The sequence below is a fragment of the Paraburkholderia sp. genome, from assembly GCF_026225065.1.
In the GTDB taxonomy this organism is placed as follows: Bacteria; Pseudomonadota; Gammaproteobacteria; order Burkholderiales; family Burkholderiaceae; genus Paraburkholderia.
On record NZ_JAMFSB010000109.1, the window covers coordinates 24,570 to 43,515 of the forward strand.

Genomic DNA, 18,946 nt, shown 5'->3' on the forward strand with positions numbered 1-18,946 from the left:
AGTCGCTCCCATACGTGGCGGGACAAGATTGAAGATTGATACAGGGGCTGGCGCAATGTGCCAGGTCGTGAGCTCTAAAACAAGGTGTCCGAAATGATTTCATCCGGTTGCTACTTCGACGCACTCTATGAGGCCTGCGACGACCCATGGGGGTTTCGCAACCGCTGGTATGAGCGTCGCAAGCGTCTGCTGACGATGGCGCTACTGCCGCGCGAACGCTATCGGCGCGCCTTCGAACCGGGGTGCGCCAACGGCGAGCTCTCGGCGCAGCTCGCTGCCCGTTGCGATAGCCTGCTCGCGACCGATCTCAACGAAACCGCCGTGCGCCTCGCAAGCGAGCGCGTCGCGGCGCTACCGCATGTACGCGTCGAGCGCGGCAGCGTTCCCGACGACTGGCCGGCTGGCAGATTCGATTTGATCGTCATCAGCGAACTCGCCTATTACCTGAGCTCGCCGGAACTGGAGCGGCTAGCCGAATGCATCAAGGCGACGCTCACGCCTGACGGCACCTTGCTGGCTTGCCATTGGCGCCGTCCCTTCGACGCGGCGCCGCAGTCGGCGGCAGCCGTGCATGCGTTGCTCGATACGCGCTGCGGACTCACACGGCTCGCGCGTCACGACGACCCGGACATGCTGCTCGACGTGTGGTCGCATGACCCGCGCTCGGTGGCTGAACAGGAGGGACTGGCATGATCGGCATCGTGATTCCCGCCCATAACGAGGAGGCGTGGCTCGCGCGCTGCCTCGCTTCAATTCTGGAAGCGGCGCGCGATCCCGCACTCGATGGCGAAGCTGTGCGAACGATCGTGGTGCTCGACGATTGCACCGACCGTTCCGCCGAGATCGCCACCTGTTGTGGCGTCGAGACGCTCGCGTTGCAGGCGCGCAATGTCGGCATCGCGCGAGGCGCCGGTGCGCAGCGCCTGCTCGCGGCGGGCGCGCGCTGGCTCGCGTTCACCGATGCCGACAGCCGCGTTGCGCCCAATTGGCTGGCGGCGCAGTTGTCGCTCGGCGCAGACGCCGTGTGCGGTTCGATCTGCGTCGACGACTGGGCAGCGCATCCACAGCAGGTGCGCGACTATTTCCGTCAGACCTACGTCGACGCGGACGGCCATCGTCATGTGCACGGCGCCAACCTTGGCGTATCCGCGCGGGCCTATCGCCGGGCAGGCGGCTTCGCGCCGCTTGCCTGCAGCGAAGATGTGGCGCTGGTGGAGCAGTTGCAGGCGAGCGGCGCATGCATCGCGTGGAGCGCCGCGCCGCGGGTCGTTACGAGTGCGCGGCGCGCAAGCCGGGCGCGCGGCGGTTTTGGCGATACGCTGTCCGCATGGGGCGTCAAGCTGGCCCAGCCGTTGGATGACTACGCGGATTGTCCGACTGCCACATCGAAGTCCTTGCCGCCAACGCTGCGAATGGAGCCGTGCGAACTGGAAGAGGTTATCGAAATTCGCGATCCGTTCGACGACCCATACCTCAAGACCGCGCCTTCGTAAGTTGCGCCGGCGTGTCGGGTGCGCCCATGCGGTTGGCCGCGTCGAGCGGCGTCACGCCCGACGCGTCGCGCGCCTGCGGATTAGCGCCGTGGGCAATCAGCAGATCGACGATCTCGGTGCGGTTGAACATCGCCGCAATCATCAACGCTGTGCGGCCGTCCGGCGACGCGCCCTCGACATCCGCGCCACCCGCGAGCAGCGCCTCGACAACTTCCTTGAAGCCCTTGAACGTCGCGCCGGCAATCGGGCTCTGGCCGTTGTCGTTGCGCAGATCGGGATCCGCGCCGTGTTCGATCAGGGCGCGCACCGCTTCGGCGTGACCGTGATAGCTCGCCAGCATCAGCAGACTGTCGCCTTTCTCGTTGCGCAGATTGGGCGGCACGCCTTTGCCGATTACCGCCGCGAGCGTCGCGGCTTCGCCACGCCGTGCCGCGTCGAAGACTTCGCGTGCGACGTCGAGCAGGTCTGGATCGATGCTGCTATTCGCAGCAGTTGGTGAGGGCTTGTGTTCGTCGTTCAAGGTGGACTCCGTGCAATGAGGTCGCATCGAGCGCGGGCGATGCATGATTCGCATCGCCGCCTGCGCTCAAGGGTTCGGCTGCGGCTCGCGGCGTCCTTCGTTCGGTTGCGCGCGGCCCTGCTGTTGTTGCTGCGGCTGACCTTGCGGACGCGCCGGCATCTGAGCCGGCGGCCTGCCGCCGTACTGCTGCTGTGGTTGTCCCTGCGGCTGCTGCGGGGCGCCATGCGGTATCGGTCCCGCATTCGGACGATACACCGGTTGACCTTGCCCCTGCATCGGCGGCGGGTACGGATGGCCGCCGTTCGGGTAAGGCTGGCCAGGGTGCGGCGGCGGCTGATAGGGGCGTCCCGGATAGCCGCCGGGCGGCCCGCCATGACGCCAGCGATCGCGATCGCCATACCACGGACGGCCGGCATAGTAGCGGCCCCAGTAATCGTCGATCGAAAACACCACGAGAGGCAGACCGATCACCGCGCCATAGCTCTGCAGCGGGACCTGATTACCTTCGTACGCATACGTGAGGGAGTTGCCGTCGACCCAGCCGCGCAGATCGTCGAGCGCTACATCGCACCATTCGTAATCGCTGACGCAGTCGAATACCTCGACCGGCTGATTGGGTCCAAGGCCGGTCACCACCGGATAATCGTCGCCGGGTCCAGCCATCAGGTTGATGGGTTGATTCGTGACCGCATCCACCTGGGAAAAGGCGACGCAAGGAAAGGCGAGTACTGCGGCAAACGCCGCGCGGGTTGCCAGCTTGAGCGTGGCAGTGGGCCGAATGAGCATGAGAAACGCGCCTGAGGTCGCTGTAGTTGGTAGGTGACCAGCGTAGCAGATGGGCGACGCCTACGCTGTAAGCGCGTGGGCCGCTGCGGCACGAATTTGTGTGAATTTGAAACCGGGCGTAACGGCTATGGGCATCGGCCTGAAGCGGCCGCGCGCCATGCTTTGAAGTTGCACCGACCGCATCGCCAGTGAGGCCGCAACGAGGCTCGCGCCGAGGCGGCGCTACAGGCGTTCGCTTTGCGGATTGATAAGACCACGCGTATACGCTACCGTCGCGCTACCGTACCGCGCAGGCACGCCGCTTGCTGGCGCTTAGGCAGTCGCCTGAGCAGCCGCCCAGGCAACGCATGCCGTTGCGCGGGCGAACCCGCTGCATTTGCGGCAGCTGACGCCGGTGGTTCGGTGGCTGCAGCCGTGCGGCACTTTCCGCTTTCGATCCTGGAGAAAAACACATGCATATCGTGACGAACGTGGGGCCGCTCGCGGCACTGATTGCGGGCATTCTGATTCTCGTGGTGCCGCGCCTGCTCAATTACATCGTGGCGCTGTATCTGATCATCATTGGGCTGCTCGGCCTGTTCGGCGACCACATTCGCTGATCCACACGGCTGCTGGGCGCTTGTCGGCGTCCAGTTCGTCACCGCGCGCCGCGCTTCAGCGGCCGGCACCCGATACCGCGCGGCCGACGTTCGCCGTGGCGAGCGGCGCTTCGTCGAGACGGCGAAATATCAGGGCCGACACCAGCGTAATCACACCCATGCAGACGAAGCTCAGGCGAAAGCCCATCGCCGCCGAGCCGAGCTGTGCCGCGAACAGCCTCACCAGGCCACCGCCGATCGATACGCCAAGCCCCATCGCCAGCATCTGCACCATCGAAAACAGGCTGTTGCCGCTGCCCGCATCCTCGTGCGAAAGGCCCTTCAAGGTCACGCTGTTCATCGCCGCGAACTGCATGGAGTTGCCCGCGCCGAACACGGCGAGCACGATAATTTCGATAAACAGCGGCGTGCCGCGCGAGATCAGTGCGAAGGCCACGATTGCCGCACCGACGATCACCGTGTTGACCAGTAGAAATATGTCATAGCCGTAACGTCGGATAAGCGGCGCGATCCAGCGTTTGGCGACGGTACCGGCGAGCGCGGCCGGTAACATCATCAAGCCCGAATGGAGCGGCGTATAGCCGAGCTGCAGCTGCATCAGGAGCGGCAGCAGGAACGGCACGGCACTCGAGCCGACGCGGCACACCAGATTGCCGATCAGGCCCACGCTAAAGTTAGGTTCGCTAAACAGTTTGAGCTTGAAGAGCGGATTGGCGCGGCGCTTCGCGTAGGGCACATAGGCAAGGGCGGAGACGAGACCCAGCACGAACAGGCCCACGGCCCACGCAGCGCGATGGGTTTGCACCGGCGTTTCCACCGCAAGCGAGAACGCGATCATGCACAGCGAGAGCAGGGCGCAGCCCGCCAGATCGAAAGGCGGCGCGGCCGAGGTCGTGCTGCGCGGCAGATAGCGGTGCACGGCAAAGAGCCCGATGGCGCCAATCGGCACGTTGATCAGGAAGATCCAGTGCCACGAAATAGCCTGCACGAACCAGCCGCCCAGCGTCGGTCCGACAATCGGGCCGACCTGTCCCGCTACGGAAATAAACGCCAGCGCCGACACGTACTGCTCGCCGGACACACTGCGTAGCACGGCGAGCCGCCCGATCGGCAACAGCATCGAACCGCCGACGCCTTGCAGCACCCGCGCAATCACCAGTTGTCCGAGTGTGTGTGCGCTCGAACAGCACAGCGAGCCGAGCACGAAGATCAGGATGGCCGCGAAGTAGACCCGGCGCGTGCCGTAGCGGTCGGCGAGCCAGCCGGAGGCGGGCGTGAGCATCGCCATGGTGAGCGTGTAGGCGACGATCACCGGCTGCATCGCCAGCGGTTTTTCATTCAGGCTGTGCGCGATGGACGGCAAGGCCGTGTTGACGATCGTCGTATCGAGCGACTGCATGAAGAAGCCGGCAGCGACGATCCATAGCAGCGCAGTCTGGGTTGAATCCTTACTCATTTGAACTTCTCGGGGATGCTGGGGCGCCTCGCGCGCCTTGCACCGCAACATGGCGGTGGGAGTCAATGGATGACGCAAGCATTAAGCGATTGGTGGGGATATCGACATGATATTGACATATACGTCAATCGGGAACCCCACTAGGGGCATTGACTGTTATCGGCATTGCCGATAACAATGACGCATGCTCAATCCCATCTGGCTCAAGACTTTCGCCGCCGTTGCCGCGTGTCACAGCTTCACGGAGGCGGGGCGGCAACTCGGCCTCACGCAGTCGAGCGTGAGCGAGCACATCCGGCGGCTCGAACAGGAGATCGGCCGGCGTGTGTTCGTGCGCGACACCCACTCGCTCGCCATGACGCCCGATGGCGAGGCGATGCTTGCGCACGCCAGCGTGATCCTGCAGGCGCTGACGCGCGCCGAATCGCAGTTTCGCGCGCCGCGCCTGAAGGGCCGGGTGCGCCTCGGTTCTTCCGATGACGTGGCGCTCGGCCCACTCCCCACTGTGCTGGCGGCGTTTCGCAATGCCCATCCCGACGTGGAGCTGGAAATCACCATCGGCATGACCGGCAAGCTTTATGAGTTGCTGGACGCGGGTTCGATCGATCTGCTGGTCGGCAAGCGGCGTCTCGGCGACCGGCGCGGCGTGCCGCTGTTCACCGGTCGGCTCGAGTGGCTTGCGCGGACTGGCACGCTGGTGGACATGACGCAGCCGCTGCCGCTGATCCTCGTAGCGGAGCCGAGCGTCACTCGTGCCGTGGTGCTGGATGCGCTCGCCGAAGCAGGTTTCAGCTGGCAGGTGGTATGCACGAGCAGCAGCCACGCGGGATGCATTGCCGCGGCGCGCGGCGGCCTGGGCATTACCGTGCGGCCACAATATCTGACGGCACGCGGGCTCGCGTCGCCGGTCAACAATGCGAGCCTGCCGGTCTTGCCCGATGTGGAGTTCATTGCGCTTGCCGCCAGACGGCTCAGCCGCCCGGCGGGCACGCTGCTGCAGTTGCTGCATGACAGCGATCTGCGCGGATCGTGGATTGGCGAGTAGCATATTGGCATCTAGCTCGCCTGACTTTAAGCCTTCAGCCAAAACGGACCTTCATGATGTCGACCGCTTCTCCACTCGGACTCAACCGGTTTCCCCGTTTCACCTTGCTCGAAGGACCCACCCCCATCCAGCCTCTCGCGCGCCTGAACAAACAGCTTGGCGGTGTCGAAGTATTCGTCAAGCGCGACGATCTGAACTGGCTTGGCGGTGGCGGCAATAAATTGCGCAAGCTCGAATTCCTGGTTGGCGAAGCCGTCGCGCAGGGCGCCGATACGATCATCACGGTCGGCGCGCGCCAGTCGAACCATGCGCGGCTCACCGCGGCAGCCGCGGCGCGTGCCGGTCTGCAGTGCGAACTGGTTCTGACACGACTGGTGCCGCGGTTTGACGACGACTACCTCGAGAACGGCAATATCGTGCTGAACAGCCTGTTCGGCGCTCATGTGCACGACTTGCCGGGCGACGCGAATGCGCTGGCGTTTGCGGAAGAGCGCGCGGCAGCTTTACGCGCCGAAGGTCGCAAGGTGTATGTCTGTCCGCTGGGTGGATCGAGCCCGGCCGGTTGCCTCGGCTATGCGGATTGCGCGGCGGAAATCGTTGCGCAGTCTGAAACATTGGGGGTGCCGTTCGATTACATCCTTGGACCGAATGGCAGCGGTGGCATGCACGCGGGTCTCGTGGCAGGGATGATTGCGCTTGGCCGCACAACGCCTTCAATCATCGGATATGGCGTGTATGGTCCAGCCGAAGCCGCGCACGCCGCGACCCTCGACAAGGCTAATCAGACGATCCGGCTGATCGATCCAGTGCTCAACGTACCCAGTGAAGCGGTGGTTGTCAACGGCAGCCAGCTTGGCGACGGCTACGGTATTCCCACTGAAGCTATGCTCCGCGCGGTGCGACTGCTGGCCTCAACCGAAGGACTCCTGCTCGATCCGGTGTACAGCGGCAAGGCCTTTGCCGGTCTGTTGCATGGCATTGAGACCGGCGCGTATCGCGCCGGACAGCGCTTGCTGTTTGTGATGACCGGCGGTTTGCCGGGACTGTACGCATACCGTAGCGCGCTAGCCGGTTAGCCGGCGCCTGGCGTGGGAGTGCCCGCCAGCGCGTTGCAAGCGCGACAGGTTTGCTTGTCAGCGCCGTCGATGCCGCTAGTGCTTCTGATTCTGAGGCGTCTGATCGCGCTTGTCCTTATGCTGTACTTCCTTGGGCTCAATGCGGGTCTTGCCGCCCGTCGACGGCGCGTCGCTTGCCGGGAAAGTATCTTCGACGGCCTGGTCGATCTGCGATTCGCCCTTATCGGCATGCGGATGCTTCTCGGTGTGCTGCTTCGACATGGTGTGCTCCTTGACTTGAGTGATCCGAATCTGGCGATACGGCTCAAGGTCAAGCAGCAAGCCGCATGCCCCCCGCTTCCGCGAGAATCCAGTCCCGGAACAACTCCATGGCCGGCGCCATGTGTCGCGATTTCAGCCGGGTCAGCCAGTAACTGCCGGTGCTCACTTCAGTGTCGAACGGGCGCATCAGCAGCCCGTTTTGCAGTTCGCGCCCGAACATGCACGGCGGCGCGAGCGCTACGCCCGCGGCTTGCATGGCCGCTTCCACCATCAACCGCGACGAGTCGAACACCGGACCGTTGATCGTCCACGGCTCGAGTCCGGCAGCGTCGAGCCATAGGCTCCATTCGTCGGCGCGATATGACCGCAACAGCGTTTCTTTGACTAGGTCGCCTGGCGTGGCGAGCCGTCTGGCAATCTCAGACGCACACAGCACGCTCAGCGGCGCGTCGAGCAGCAATTCGTTGTGGGTGCCAGGCCAGATCCCCTCGCCGAAGCGAATCGCGAAGTCGAGTCCCTCCGCCGCGAGATCGACAAGATTGTTGTGGGTCAGCAGACGCAACTCGACAAACGGATGCGCGTCACGGAACGATTTGAGCCGCGGCATCAGCCAGCCGACCGCAAACGTGCCGACGACACCCACCGTCAGCACCTCATGAAAATGCCCACCCTCGAACTGCTTAAGCACGCTTTCGATGCGTCCGAAGGCGTCGCTCAGCACCGGCAGCAGCGCGCGGCCTTCGTCGGTGATGCCGAGTCCGCGCGGCAATCGCTTGAAGAGGGTCGTTCCGAGCCGCTCTTCGAGCATGCGGACCTGCTGGCTGACGGCGGCCTGGGTGACGTTCAGTTCGAGCGCTGCGCGCGTGAAACTCAGATGGCGTGCCGACGATTCGAACGCGCGCAGTGCATTAAGTGGGAGATGAGGACGCATAGGATCCAGACAAAAGATTTTCTTTACCCTGAGCCAAATTATCCTCGTTTGTCAGACGCTCGCAAAGGGAAGATAGTCGCGCTCTGCCGGAGACGCTTGCACCCTCTATCCGCGAGCCACGAAGTCACGATGAGATGAAATGACCCTGATGACCTGCTTCGAACATCGCCGTTCATTGTTGCGGCTTGCCGCGACGCTGCCATTCGCGCTGGCCCTGGGTGCCCGGGCCGCGCAACCGCCGAAGGCGGACTCCCCTGAAGCGCAGCTTGCCACGCTCGAACAATCGTCCGGCGGCCGCCTCGGTGTGTTTGCACTGAATACTGCCGATGGCAAGCAGATCGGTTACCGTGTCGATGAGCGCTTCCCGTTTTGCAGTACATTCAAGGTGATCCTGATCGGCGCGATTCTCGCGCGCAGCACGCAGGTGAGCGGGCTTTTACAGCAGCGCATTCAATACTCGCAAAGCGATGTGGTGCATTACTCAGCGGTGACGGCACAGCACGTCGGCGATGGCATGACGGTGGGCGAACTATGCGTGGCAGCCATTCAGCACAGCGATAACACGGCCGCCAATCTGCTGATCAAACTGCTCGGTGGACCGCAGGCCGTCACCGCGTATGCTCGGTTGACGGGCAATCCGGTGTTCCGGCTGGACCGGATGGAAACTTCGTTGAACGATGCGGTTCCCGGCGATCCGCGCGATACGGCGACGCCCGCCGCGATGGCGCGCAGCCTGCAAACGTTGACGCTCGGGGAGGCGCTCCCGGTGCAGCAACGCACGCAGTTGCTCGACTGGCTGCGCGGCAACCAGATGGGCTCGAAGCGGATCGGCGCGGCGCTTCCCGCGGGCTGGAGCATGGGTGACAAGACCGGCACCGGCGATTACGGCACTGCCAACGATCTCGCGCTGATCTGGCCGCCGTCGCGCCCGCCAATCCTCCTCGCCATCTATCAAACGCAACGCGAGCAGGATGCGAAGGCTCGCGACGACGTGATCGCGGCGGCTGCGCGCATTGTTGTAGGCGCGATGGGGTAAATCCACTGCGCGCACACGCAAGCCGGCGTGGTGCGGTTAGACAGGCGCGGGTGCCGTGTCAAACCACATCACGCAGGTTCGACCTCAACCGCAACCGACTTGCGCAACCGCACCGGAATCGACTTCGCTGCTGGCACGAGGCTCGATTTCGCGTGGTGGTAAAGCGGGATCAGCGGATTGCATTCCGGGTAGTAGCCCATCATGCAGCCCTGCGGGATGTCGAACGCATGCACACGCATGCCGTCGAGCTCACGCGTCACGCCATCGTGCGACACGGTGGAAATACACACCGCATCGCCTTCTTCAAAGCCGAGCCGCGTCAGGTCGTCACGATGCATCAGCAGCACCTCGCGCGTGCCGGTCACGCCGCGAAAGCGGTCGTCCAGACCGTACACCGTGGTGTTGAACTGGCTGTCGCCGCGGGTCGTCATCAGACGCAACACATCCGGACCGGTGGACGGCATATCCGCGTCCTCGTCGAGCGTCTCCGGCACGATGAAATTCGCCTTGCCGTTGGGCGTTTTCCACTTCCGCTCGCAAGCGGGAATGGGCCGGTGAAAACCGCCAGGCTGCCAGAAGCGCTCGTTGAAATCGCGGAACTGATCGGGATAGGTCTGCTCGATTGCGTCGCGAATCTTCGCGTAGTCGTCCACCCACGCGTCCCAGTCCACCCGCGGATTGCGCGGCAGGAGCGCGTTGGCCAGGCCCGCGACGATGGCCGGCTCCGAGAGCAGCATCTCGCTTGCAGGCTCCATATAACCGTGCGAACCGTGAACGCAGGCCGTGCTGTCCTCGACGCTAACCGCCTGGTCGCCACTCGCCTGGCGGTCGATCTCGATGCGCCCAAGGCACGGCAGCAGGTACGCCACCTCGCCGTGAATCAGATGGCTGCGGTTGAGCTTGGTCGCAATCTGCACGGTGAGCCGTACCTTGCGCCACGCCGGGTCCATCACATGATGATCGGGGGTCGCCACCTGGAAGTTGCCGCCGAGTCCGATGAACCCCTTTACCTTGCCATCGAGCACGCCCTGACACGCTTCGACGGTACTCATGCCTTTATCGCGCGGCGGCTCGAAGCCGTACAGTTCCGCGAGCTTGTCGAGCGGGGCGAGTTCCGGCTTCTCGGTGATGCCCACGGTGCGCTGCCCCTGGACGTTCGAATGGCCGCGAATCGGACAGATACCTGCCCCGGGCCGCCCGATATTGCCGCGTAACAGCAGCAGATTGGTGAGCATCTGTACGTTATGCACGCCGCTGCGGTGCTGGGTAATCCCCATGCCATACAGCACGATCACCGCTTTGGCGCGGGCGTATTCGCGGGCGGCTGCTTCGAGCGTGGCGCGGCTCAGATGCGCGTGACCTTCGATCTCTTCCCAGCTCGTCGCACGCATGGCCGCGGCAAATTCGTCAAAGCCATGCGTGTGCTCCGCGATAAAGGCTGCGTCGAGCACGCGCGGGGCGCCGCTCTGCTGCGCTTCGTCATCCCATTCGATCAACAGTTTGCACAACCCCGCCACCGCCGCGGCGTCGCCGCCCACTTTGACCTGGTGATACTGAGTGCTGATTTGTGTCGCGCCGGGTGTCAGCATCTCGAGCGGTGACTGCGGATTGGCGAATTCGACGAGGCCGCGCTCCCTGATCGGATTGAACGTGATGATTTCCACGCCGCGTTTGCGCGCATCCTGCAACTGGTGCAGCATGCGTGGCGCGTTGGTGCCGGTGTTGTGGCCGAAGAAAAACAGACAGTCGGCTTTCTCGAAGTCGGCGAGCGTGACCGTGCCAACAGGCGCGCCAATCGCCGGCACGAGACCCACGGAGGTGCTCTCGTGACACATGTTTGAACTGTCCGGCAGATTATTGCTGCCATACATGCGCGTGAGAAGTTGATACATGTACGAGGTTTCGAGCGAAGCGCGACCGGACGCGTAGAACACCACCTCCTTGGGATCCATCGCACGAAGCTCGCTGGCGATGTCGGCAAACACGTGCTCCCATGTTGTCGGCACGTAGCGGTCGCTAGCTGGGTCCCAGCGCATCGGCGCGCCGAGGCGTCCTTGCGATTCCAGTTCAAACCCGGACCACGATTCCAGCTCGCTCAGCGTATGCGTCTCGAAGAACTGCGCGTCGACACGTTTGTTGGTGATCTCCCAGGCCGTGGCCTTTGCGCCGTTCTCGCAGAACTCGAACAGGTGCGGGTCGGCGGGCTTCGCCCATGAACAGCTCACGCAGGCAAAGCCGTCCGGTTTGTTCTGATGCATCAGGACCTGCGTGCCGTGCAGCGCAACGTGCTCCTGGACGAGGATCGAGGTCACCGCCTTCACCGAGCCCCAGCCGCCTGCGGGGCGCGAGTATTCCTTGATCGGGGTATCTGTGCTCATGGTGGCTCCTGCGCATTGGATTGGATGTAAACATCGGCACAAGAATGCCCGCAAGAAGTGGGCCGCCGCTGTCTATCGCGCCCGGGGACAATCGCGTTGCATGTGTATCGAGCATGACCCACGTCCATCAGTCGTCGATCGACCACTCAGCAGGTTGAACGCTCATGCTTGCCATGTGTGCCATTGCCCGTTCGACCGTGTCACTGCGTTCGGGGGCGTGCCAATGCACCTGGAAGCGCTCCTCGAGGACACCGTTCGCCGGATCCATCCGCAAACCGCGCGACGCCACCCGGCAATGCAGGCGTTCGAGTTCATCGAGCCATCGTGTCCGTTCGCCGGACGCAGGGTCGTAGCGGATGGTGAGCGAAGCGCGCAGATTGCGCGGCAGCCGGTGTTCGATTTTGGCGAGCATGCTTAGCACAAACATCCCCAGCACGATCCCGATCACGGCGAGTGCAATCTGTCCGCCGCCGGCGCACAGCCCAACCACCGTAACGAACCACAGCGTCGCCGCAGTCGTCAGGCCGGTGACCAGACCGTCCTTGCGCAGGATCGCGCCCGCGCCGATAAAACCGACGCCCGAGAGGATACCGAGCGGCAGACGCATGAGGTCGAGCACCGCAAACGACCCCTCGGGCTTGCCCGCCTGCGAGAGCAGCACGTTCATTTGCAGCATCGCGAGGCAAGCGGCGAGACATACGAGCATGGTGGTACGCAGGCCTGCCGCTTTGCCCGATTCGCCGCGATTCAGGCCGAGCAGGGCGCCGGCCAGCAGCGCCACCGCGAGGCGGATGGCGACGTCCTGCCACGCAGGGATGAACGGCATTGGCGTCATGAAGAGGGTTTCCGCTAAACGAAAATCTGGGCGAAGGCGTAACCCTGCAGATGCAATGCGTATGCCACGTCGTAGCTAAAACGGACTGCCGCGTTCTTTCGGCATGCTCGGGAACAACCGTTGCTCGTTGCTCGCTAAACGCTCCCACGTTCGAAGCTGATCGCCGAGCGCAAAGGGGAGCGGCGAAGAAAGCCTCTATACAGGGAAGTATGCAGAATGGCGCGACACAAAGCCGACGTAGCCGATGATGAGTTTGAAATCTTCGCGAGTTACCACAGCACGGGAGACGGCCGATATATCGGTGGCCTAAAGGTTATCCGCAAGGCCGACCGAAGGATCCTGTTTCCGTTCGAAGGCGCACCGCAGATCGGACCCTACGAGAGCGCGGATGAAGCACGCCACGCCGCGATCGAGTACGGCCGCTCGATTGTTGCGGCCGACCGGGCCGCGCCGGAGCCTTGATGGGCGTGCCAAAGAAACGTTTGATCCACCGCGGTTGCGCGCCTTCAAAATACGCGCGTTCGAAACACACTCAAGGCATCCCGCCCAGTGACGGAGAAATCGTGCTGCCGCGATTCGCTTCGTCGGGGTGCTCATCGGGCACGGTCGGTCGCACGGAAACGGGTGCATGACGCTTGTAGCAAGCGTCTATCGAGCCGTCGATGAGACATTGCTGGAACGCATCGGCAGCGCTCTTGCTGGCGAACGAATACAGCGTGCGTTCGACCTGCAGTTCCGTGTCAGATACGCGGATCGTCGTGATGGGGGAGTCGGCCATGACGTTCTCCTTTTTACAAAGTCGATGATGAATTTGCTGCAACCCCCGTGCCCGGTGTGCCGGTTTCGAGCGCGATCAAGCGGTCCGGATGTTGCTGTAATGCTTATGTCGTCATCTACAGGAGGTTGTGATGCAACACGATTCGAAGCCCCAAAATGCAGGGCCGCGCGATGAGGACGAGTCGCAACGCGATACACGCACAGCGGCACAAAAGGAAGAGGCGGAGCGTACTGATCCGCGACGCACGAGCCAACGCCCGAAGCAGACCGCCGAGGTGCCGCTCGGCACGGGTGAGCATGCCGAGCCGCCGGGAGGCGGTGGCCGCGAGGCGCAACGCGTGTCGCCTGACAAGCAGCGCGGCCATTGATTCACAGCGGACTCACATCACGGCGAGCGGGCCCCCGCAAGGGGGCTCACAGCCAGGTTGCTAAAAGCAGCGCTCACAGCACTACTTGCACTCCAAGCTCCACCACACTTTCCCCATCTAGTCCGTAGTATTCGGCGCTCGAGGCCGAATGAAACGACATTGCTGCAAATAGCGATTTGCGCCAGTCCCGCATGGCATCGCCGGGATGTCCCTTGACGACTTCTTCGCGCGGCAGAAAGAACGTGGTGTGCCTGGGCTCATAGCGCCAGTCGCCGAGCCGCCCATTGAGCGAGGCGAGCAGCGTGGGCAGATTGGGCCGCTCGACAAAGCCATGCCGAGCCACGACCTCGTAGCAGCCGTGGCCGAGGTCGCGCGTCTCGATACGGGTCTTTTCATCGACCCGGGGAGCAGACTCCGAGAGGTTGGTGAAGAAGATCGAGGTCCGATGCAGCACGCGGTTATGGCGCACATTGCTGCGCAGCGCGGCCGGTGTCATGCCACGCAGATTGCCCGGATAGACCGCAGTCCCCGCCACGCGCGCGGGCGGTTCCGCATCGCCCAGCGTTTCCGCCAGAAAGGCCTCTAGCGTCGCCGTCTTCGCGGCGCGCTGCGCCTCTGCCTCACGGCCGCGCTGCCAGGTGGTCATCAGCACGAACATCACTGCGCCGATCGTGACGGGAAACCAGCCGCCTTGCGGAATCTTGGGCACGTTGGCCGCCACCAGCAGGCCGTCTACCACTAGCAGCGGCACGCTGACGGCCGCCATCGCAAGACGCGGCCAATGCCAGACATGCCGCGTCAGACTGATCATCTGGATCGTGGTGGTCAGCATCGTCAGACCGACAGCAATGCCATAGGCGGAGGTGAGCTTCGCGGACGAGCGAAACGCCAGCACCAGAAACATCACCGCCGCAAACAGGATCAGGTTGACCGCCGGCACATACACCTGGCCGCGCTGCTCACGCGAGGTTTCCACCACCCGCATGCGCGGCAGGAAACCGAGTTCGATCGCCTGGCTCGTCATGGAGAAAGCACCGGAGATCACCGCCTGAGACGCGATCACGGTGGCAAGCAGCACAATCACGATAGTGGGGATCAGTGCCCAGCCTGGCGCCATCGAGAAAAACGGCTGGTCCTTGGGGCCGGCCTCGTAAAGCAGCGTGGCGCCCTGACCGAAATAGCCAAGGATGATCGAAGGGAACACCACGATCAGCCACGCCACGCGAATCGGCCGGCGTCCGAAATGGCCGATATCGGCGTACAACGCCTCCGCGCCGGTCAGCGCGAGAATCACTGCGCCAAGGATCACGAAGGCAATCGTCGGGCGCTCCTGCACGAGGTGTAACGCCCACCAGGGCGACAGCGCACTCAGCACCTGCGGATGCTGAGCGATCCGGTAGATGCCGAGTCCGGCGAGCCAGAGGAACCACAGCGTCATGACCGGTCCGAACCACCGTCCGACCGTCGACGTGCCGCGCTTCTGGAACAGGAAGAGCGCAATCAGGATTGCGACGGCGCCGGGCACGACCAGTGGGGCAAACGCGTGATCGATCTGCGGCAGCCCTTCGGCCGCGGACAGCACAGAGACGGCGGGGGTGATCATCGAATCGCCGTAGAACATGGCTGCACCGAACAAGCCGACCAGCAGGAGGATACGACGCGCCGGGTTGCCGTCCCTGTCGCAGCCTGCGCGCACCAGCGCCGTGAGCGCCACGATACCGCCTTCGCCCTGGTTGTCTGCACGCATCACATAGCAGACGTATTTCAGCAGCACGACGATCACGACGGCCCAGACGATGGTCGACAGGACACCCATGACGATCAGTTGCGTGCTGGCCCCGGCGTCGAGCACTCCCTGGCGGAATGCATAGATGGGGCTGGTGCCGATGTCGCCGAACACCACGCCGAGCGAGCCCAGTATGAGGCTCGAGGTGCCGGGGCGAGGGCGGGGTTGGTCTGTGCTGCGTCCAGCAGCAGCGTCGCGGGCCATCGGGCGAGACTCGGTGGAAGAAGTTGACATGGCGCGGCTTGCAAATCTCCTGTGCGCACGGTGGTTACCGGCATCAATGGAATGCGGTAGCAAGACGTGTTCCCCCGGCGCGACGAACCTGCCCTGACGGGTCGACGCGGTGGCGCCGAGGCAAGCTCATGGCGGATCTGGCGAGCGAGGGGGGCGTACCGTGGCCCATGAGCAGGCGCGTTTTGTGCGGCACAACGAGGGTTGCTGGACACATCCTGGAGTCGACCATGTATAACGATGCCGAATACGCGCGGGACATCGCAAACGAACAGTACGAGGTTTTCAAACTGGATCCTCGCGACTGGGTGCCGAACAATTCCAGGCTGCCGGTCGTGATCTACCGGCGCGCCTTACGCGCCGACAGCGGTGACCTTGCATCCGCCTTCGAAATTCTCTTCGAGCGTAACGACTGGCCGCCGCAGTGGCGCGACGGTATCTTCGACTATCACCATTTCCACGCTACCGCCCACGAAGTGCTGGGCATCGCCTCGGGGTCAGCCGAGGTGATCGTGGGCGGCCCTGGCGGGCGCGTCGTGAAAGTCGCTGCTGGCGACGCCATGCTGCTACCGGCGGGCACCGGCCATTGCCTGCAGGCCTTCTCGGGCCGTTTTCAGGTGGTGGGCGGCTATCCCGCTGGCCAGCACTGGGATATCCGCCGTGAGGCACTGACGCCCGCCGAGCGCGCAACCATGGACGCACTGCCGTTCCCGCCACGCGACCCGCTCGACGGCACCCACGGCCCGGTGGTCGAGCACTGGCTGCATGCGGCTTGAACTGACAGCTGTCGCAAGCTTTGAAAGCTGCGTTGCGGCGACAGGCAGGGCGTTGCGACGATTGTTGCGGGCCCGGCGCCTAGTCGTTGCACGCCATACAGTTGGCTATTACCGCATATCGGCGCATGATCGGACGGTCGGCCGCCACTGGGCCGTTTAAGATGGGCTGTCCCTCATGCAGGGCGCCCGTAGCCGGCCGCCCCATGCCGGTCGCTCCGGGCAAGCCTGGCTGTCGGCCCGTTTCCGCAGGAATGTTCAATTGCAGCGCGTCACTTCGACGTCGCCCTTCGTAGAACAGGAGCTTCCCATGCAAAACAATCCCTCCCTCGATAAGCTGTGTATCGACACAATCCGTACGCTATCGATGGACGCCGTGCAAAAGGCGAATTCCGGCCACCCCGGCACGCCAATGGCGCTGGCCCCGGTGGCTTATCACCTGTGGCAGAACCATCTGCGCTATGACCCCGACGAGCCGCTGTGGCCCAATCGCGACCGCTTCGTGCTGTCGGTGGGGCACGCGTCGATGCTGCTGTATTCGCTGCTGCATCTGACGGGGGTGAAGGCCGTCGACGATGACGGCAAGCCGACCGGCAGACCCGCTGTGTCGCTCGACGACATCAAGCAGTTTCGCCAGCTCAACAGCAATACACCGGGGCACCCCGAATACCGCATGACGACCGGCGTCGAAACGACCACCGGGCCGCTCGGCCAAGGTCTCGGCAACAGCGTCGGCATGGCGATGGCGGCGCGTTTCTACGAGACCCGCTTTAACCAGTCCGATGCGCCGCTGTTCGATTACCGCGTCTACGCGCTGTGCGGCGACGGCGACATGATGGAAGGCATCTCGCACGAAGCGGCTTCGCTCGCGGGCCATCTGCAGTTGTCGAACCTGACATGGATCTACGACAGCAACCGCGTGACGATCGAAGGACACACGGATCTTGCCTATAGCGACGACGTGGAAGCGCGTTTTCACGGCTACCACTGGCATACGGTTCACGTCACCGACGCGAACGACGCCGCCGCGCTCGAAGCCGCCTTCAACGAGGCGAAAAGCGTCACCGACAAGCCGACGCTGATCGTGGTGAACAGCATCATCGGCTGGGGCGCGCCGAAAAAGCAGGACACGTCGGCCGCACACGGCGAGCCGCTCGGCGACGAAGAAGTCGCCGCCGCCAAGCGCTTTTACGGCTGGCCCGAAGACAAGAAGTTCTATGTGCCGGATGGCGTGATGGCGCGCTTTGCCGAAGGCATCGGTGCACGCGGCAAGGCGGCGCGCACTGATTGGCTCGCGAAGCTGGATACGTATGGCAAAAAGTATCCCGATCTCGCGCGGGAGTTCGCTCAGATCGAAGCGCACGAACTGCCGGATGGCTGGGACGCCGACATCCCCACTTTCGAGCCGGACGCCAAGGGCATCGCAACGCGCGAGTCCTCCGGCAAGGTCCTCAACGCGATTGCCGCACGCCTGCCGTGGCTCATTGGCGGCGCGGCCGATCTTTCGCCGTCCACCAAGACCAATCTGAAGTTCGAAGGGGCGGGCAGCTTCGAGCACGATAGCTACGGCGGCCGCAATCTGCACTTCGGGATTCGCGAGCATGCCATGGGGGCCGCGGTGAATGGCCTCGTGCTATCGAACCTGCGTGCTTACGGCTCGACGTTCCTGATTTTCAGCGACTACATGAAGCCGCCGATCCGGCTGTCGTCCATCATGGAAGTGCCGGCCATCTATGTGTTCACGCATGATTCGATCGGTGTCGGCGAAGATGGTCCGACCCACCAGCCGATCGAACAGCTGGCATCGCTGCGCGGCGTGCCGGGTCTGACGGTGTTTCGGCCTGCGGACGCCAATGAGGTGGCCGAGACGTGGCGCATTGCATTGTCGAGGCCGCGCCATCCGTCGTGCATCGTGCTGACCCGTCAGCCGCTGCCGACGTTCGACCGCACGAAATACGGTTCGGCCGAAGGGGTGCGCAAGGGCGGCTACGTGCTGGCCGATGCCGCCGACGGCAAGAAGCCGCAAGTGCTGCTGCTCGCAACCGGCAGCGAAGTGTCGATCTGCGTGGACGTGTACGAGAAGCTGAAGAGCGAGGGCATTGCAGCGCGCGTGGTGTCGATGCCGGCATGGGATATTTTCGAGTCTCAGGACGACGCTTATAAAGACTCCGTGCTTCCGCCTGACGTGGACGCGCGCGTTTGCGTCGAACAGGCTGCCGAACTCGGCTGGGACCGCTATGTGGGTCGACTCGGCGCGAAGGTTGTCATGCATACGTTCGGTGCGTCCGCGCCGTTGAGCGAACTGAAGAAAAAGTTCGGTTTCACACCGGAGCATGTCTACGACGCGGCGAAACAGCAGATTGCGCGGGTGCAGAAGAAGTAGATACGCCGGGTTATAACGACAAAGTACGGCGAAGACATTCAGGCGGCCCGCTTATGGGCCGCCTGAAAAAGTTGCCGTTAGTTGGCCCAGCAACGCTCACCATAAGGGCCGGGATGGGTGCCGGGAGGGCAGATCAACCCCGTTCTCGCGCTTTCGACGCATCCAGCGAGCGAGATCAGCGCAACGCCACATAACACCAGCAATAGGGTTCT

18 protein-coding genes and 1 pseudogene are annotated in these 18,946 nt (G+C 63.6%); 10 read left to right on the forward strand and 9 right to left on the reverse strand.

Annotated features, from left to right (window positions below):
- Positions 1 to 93 precede the first annotated feature (93 nt).
- A complete protein-coding gene (locus M0954_RS08600; RefSeq protein WP_122154746.1) occupies positions 94 to 693 on the forward strand; it encodes a bifunctional 2-polyprenyl-6-hydroxyphenol methylase/3-demethylubiquinol 3-O-methyltransferase UbiG in 600 nt (199 codons plus the stop codon).
- Positions 690 to 1,331, forward strand: a pseudogene (locus M0954_RS08605) (glycosyltransferase family 2 protein); the annotation flags it as partial. The gene M0954_RS08600 and the pseudogene M0954_RS08605, both read left to right, overlap by 4 nt.
- A 142-nt stretch (positions 1,332 to 1,473) precedes the next feature.
- Here the strand turns inward: M0954_RS08605 and M0954_RS08610 are convergent.
- A complete protein-coding gene (locus tag M0954_RS08610) occupies positions 1,474 to 2,013 on the reverse strand; it encodes an ankyrin repeat domain-containing protein (protein WP_297352671.1) in 540 nt (179 codons plus the stop codon).
- A 66-nt stretch (positions 2,014 to 2,079) separates the two neighbouring features.
- The gene (locus M0954_RS08615) at positions 2,080 to 2,799 is read right to left on the reverse strand and encodes an SH3 domain-containing protein (RefSeq protein ID WP_133891616.1); all 720 of its coding nucleotides are present in this window, start codon (positions 2,797 to 2,799) and stop codon (positions 2,080 to 2,082) included.
- A gap of 452 nt (positions 2,800 to 3,251) precedes the next feature.
- On the opposite strand from M0954_RS08615, the gene M0954_RS08620 reads away from it, so the two are divergent.
- On the forward strand, positions 3,252 to 3,398 hold the full coding sequence (locus M0954_RS08620; protein ID WP_074264617.1) for a DUF3096 domain-containing protein: 147 nt from the start codon (positions 3,252 to 3,254) through the stop codon (positions 3,396 to 3,398).
- 55 nt (positions 3,399 to 3,453) lie between these two features.
- Here M0954_RS08620 and mdtD read toward each other — a convergent pair whose 3' ends face one another.
- Entirely contained in the window at positions 3,454 to 4,905 is a 1,452-nt protein-coding gene (gene mdtD / locus M0954_RS08625) for a multidrug transporter subunit MdtD (RefSeq protein WP_297352673.1), read from the reverse strand.
- A 133-nt stretch (positions 4,906 to 5,038) separates the two neighbouring features.
- Between mdtD and M0954_RS08630 the strand changes: the two genes are divergently transcribed.
- Together M0954_RS08630 and M0954_RS08635 are read left to right on the forward strand one after the other, a co-directional pair.
- The gene (locus M0954_RS08630) at positions 5,039 to 5,899 is read left to right on the forward strand and encodes a LysR substrate-binding domain-containing protein (RefSeq protein ID WP_123384060.1); all 861 of its coding nucleotides are present in this window, start codon (positions 5,039 to 5,041) and stop codon (positions 5,897 to 5,899) included.
- 56 nt (positions 5,900 to 5,955) lie between these two features.
- Positions 5,956 to 6,975: a D-cysteine desulfhydrase family protein gene (locus M0954_RS08635; protein WP_122154751.1), complete on the forward strand. Its 1,020-nt coding sequence runs from the start codon at positions 5,956 to 5,958 to the stop codon at positions 6,973 to 6,975.
- A 75-nt stretch (positions 6,976 to 7,050) separates the two neighbouring features.
- Here M0954_RS08635 and M0954_RS08640 read toward each other — a convergent pair whose 3' ends face one another.
- Both M0954_RS08640 and M0954_RS08645 read right to left on the reverse strand, forming a co-directional pair.
- The gene (locus M0954_RS08640) at positions 7,051 to 7,236 is read right to left on the reverse strand and encodes a hypothetical protein (RefSeq protein ID WP_122154752.1); all 186 of its coding nucleotides are present in this window, start codon (positions 7,234 to 7,236) and stop codon (positions 7,051 to 7,053) included.
- 49 nt (positions 7,237 to 7,285) lie between these two features.
- Positions 7,286 to 8,176: a LysR family transcriptional regulator gene (locus M0954_RS08645; protein WP_297352689.1), complete on the reverse strand. Its 891-nt coding sequence runs from the start codon at positions 8,174 to 8,176 to the stop codon at positions 7,286 to 7,288.
- A gap of 139 nt (positions 8,177 to 8,315) precedes the next feature.
- On the opposite strand from M0954_RS08645, the gene bla reads away from it, so the two are divergent.
- Positions 8,316 to 9,203: a class A beta-lactamase gene (gene bla / locus M0954_RS08650; protein WP_297352690.1), complete on the forward strand. Its 888-nt coding sequence runs from the start codon at positions 8,316 to 8,318 to the stop codon at positions 9,201 to 9,203.
- A 68-nt stretch (positions 9,204 to 9,271) separates the two neighbouring features.
- On the opposite strand, the gene M0954_RS08655 is transcribed toward bla, so the two are convergent.
- Positions 9,272 to 11,581 carry an FdhF/YdeP family oxidoreductase gene (locus M0954_RS08655; RefSeq protein WP_297352675.1) on the reverse strand — a complete coding sequence of 770 codons (2,310 nt, stop codon included), beginning with the start codon at positions 11,579 to 11,581 and terminating at the stop codon, positions 9,272 to 9,274.
- 127 nt (positions 11,582 to 11,708) lie between these two features.
- Positions 11,709 to 12,416 (reverse strand): MgtC/SapB family protein, encoded by a 708-nt coding sequence (locus tag M0954_RS08660; RefSeq protein ID WP_123384058.1) that lies wholly within the window; start codon positions 12,414 to 12,416, stop codon positions 11,709 to 11,711.
- A gap of 216 nt (positions 12,417 to 12,632) precedes the next feature.
- Here M0954_RS08660 and M0954_RS08665 point away from each other — a divergent pair, with 216 nt between their 5' ends.
- Complete coding sequence (locus M0954_RS08665; RefSeq protein WP_074264609.1) at positions 12,633 to 12,878, forward strand: DUF6723 family protein; 246 nt, start codon at positions 12,633 to 12,635, stop codon at positions 12,876 to 12,878.
- A gap of 70 nt (positions 12,879 to 12,948) precedes the next feature.
- Here M0954_RS08665 and M0954_RS08670 read toward each other — a convergent pair whose 3' ends face one another.
- Positions 12,949 to 13,194, reverse strand: a complete 246-nt coding sequence (locus M0954_RS08670; protein ID WP_122154756.1) for a hypothetical protein — start codon at positions 13,192 to 13,194, stop codon at positions 12,949 to 12,951.
- Between the two features lie 130 nt (positions 13,195 to 13,324).
- On the opposite strand from M0954_RS08670, the gene M0954_RS08675 reads away from it, so the two are divergent.
- Positions 13,325 to 13,561, forward strand: coding sequence for a hypothetical protein (locus M0954_RS08675; protein WP_122154757.1), 237 nt, complete (start codon positions 13,325 to 13,327; stop codon positions 13,559 to 13,561).
- Between the two features lie 73 nt (positions 13,562 to 13,634).
- Here the strand turns inward: M0954_RS08675 and M0954_RS08680 are convergent, their stop codons facing one another.
- Entirely contained in the window at positions 13,635 to 15,581 is a 1,947-nt protein-coding gene (locus M0954_RS08680; RefSeq protein ID WP_297352677.1) for a KUP/HAK/KT family potassium transporter, read from the reverse strand.
- 227 nt (positions 15,582 to 15,808) lie between these two features.
- Between M0954_RS08680 and M0954_RS08685 the strand changes: the two genes are divergently transcribed.
- Both M0954_RS08685 and tkt read left to right on the forward strand, forming a co-directional pair.
- Positions 15,809 to 16,354 carry a cupin domain-containing protein gene (locus M0954_RS08685; RefSeq protein WP_297352679.1) on the forward strand — a complete coding sequence of 182 codons (546 nt, stop codon included), beginning with the start codon at positions 15,809 to 15,811 and terminating at the stop codon, positions 16,352 to 16,354.
- 307 nt (positions 16,355 to 16,661) lie between these two features.
- Positions 16,662 to 18,734 carry a transketolase gene (gene tkt, locus M0954_RS08690; protein ID WP_122154760.1) on the forward strand — a complete coding sequence of 691 codons (2,073 nt, stop codon included), beginning with the start codon at positions 16,662 to 16,664 and terminating at the stop codon, positions 18,732 to 18,734.
- Positions 18,735 to 18,946: the final 212 nt, after the last annotated feature.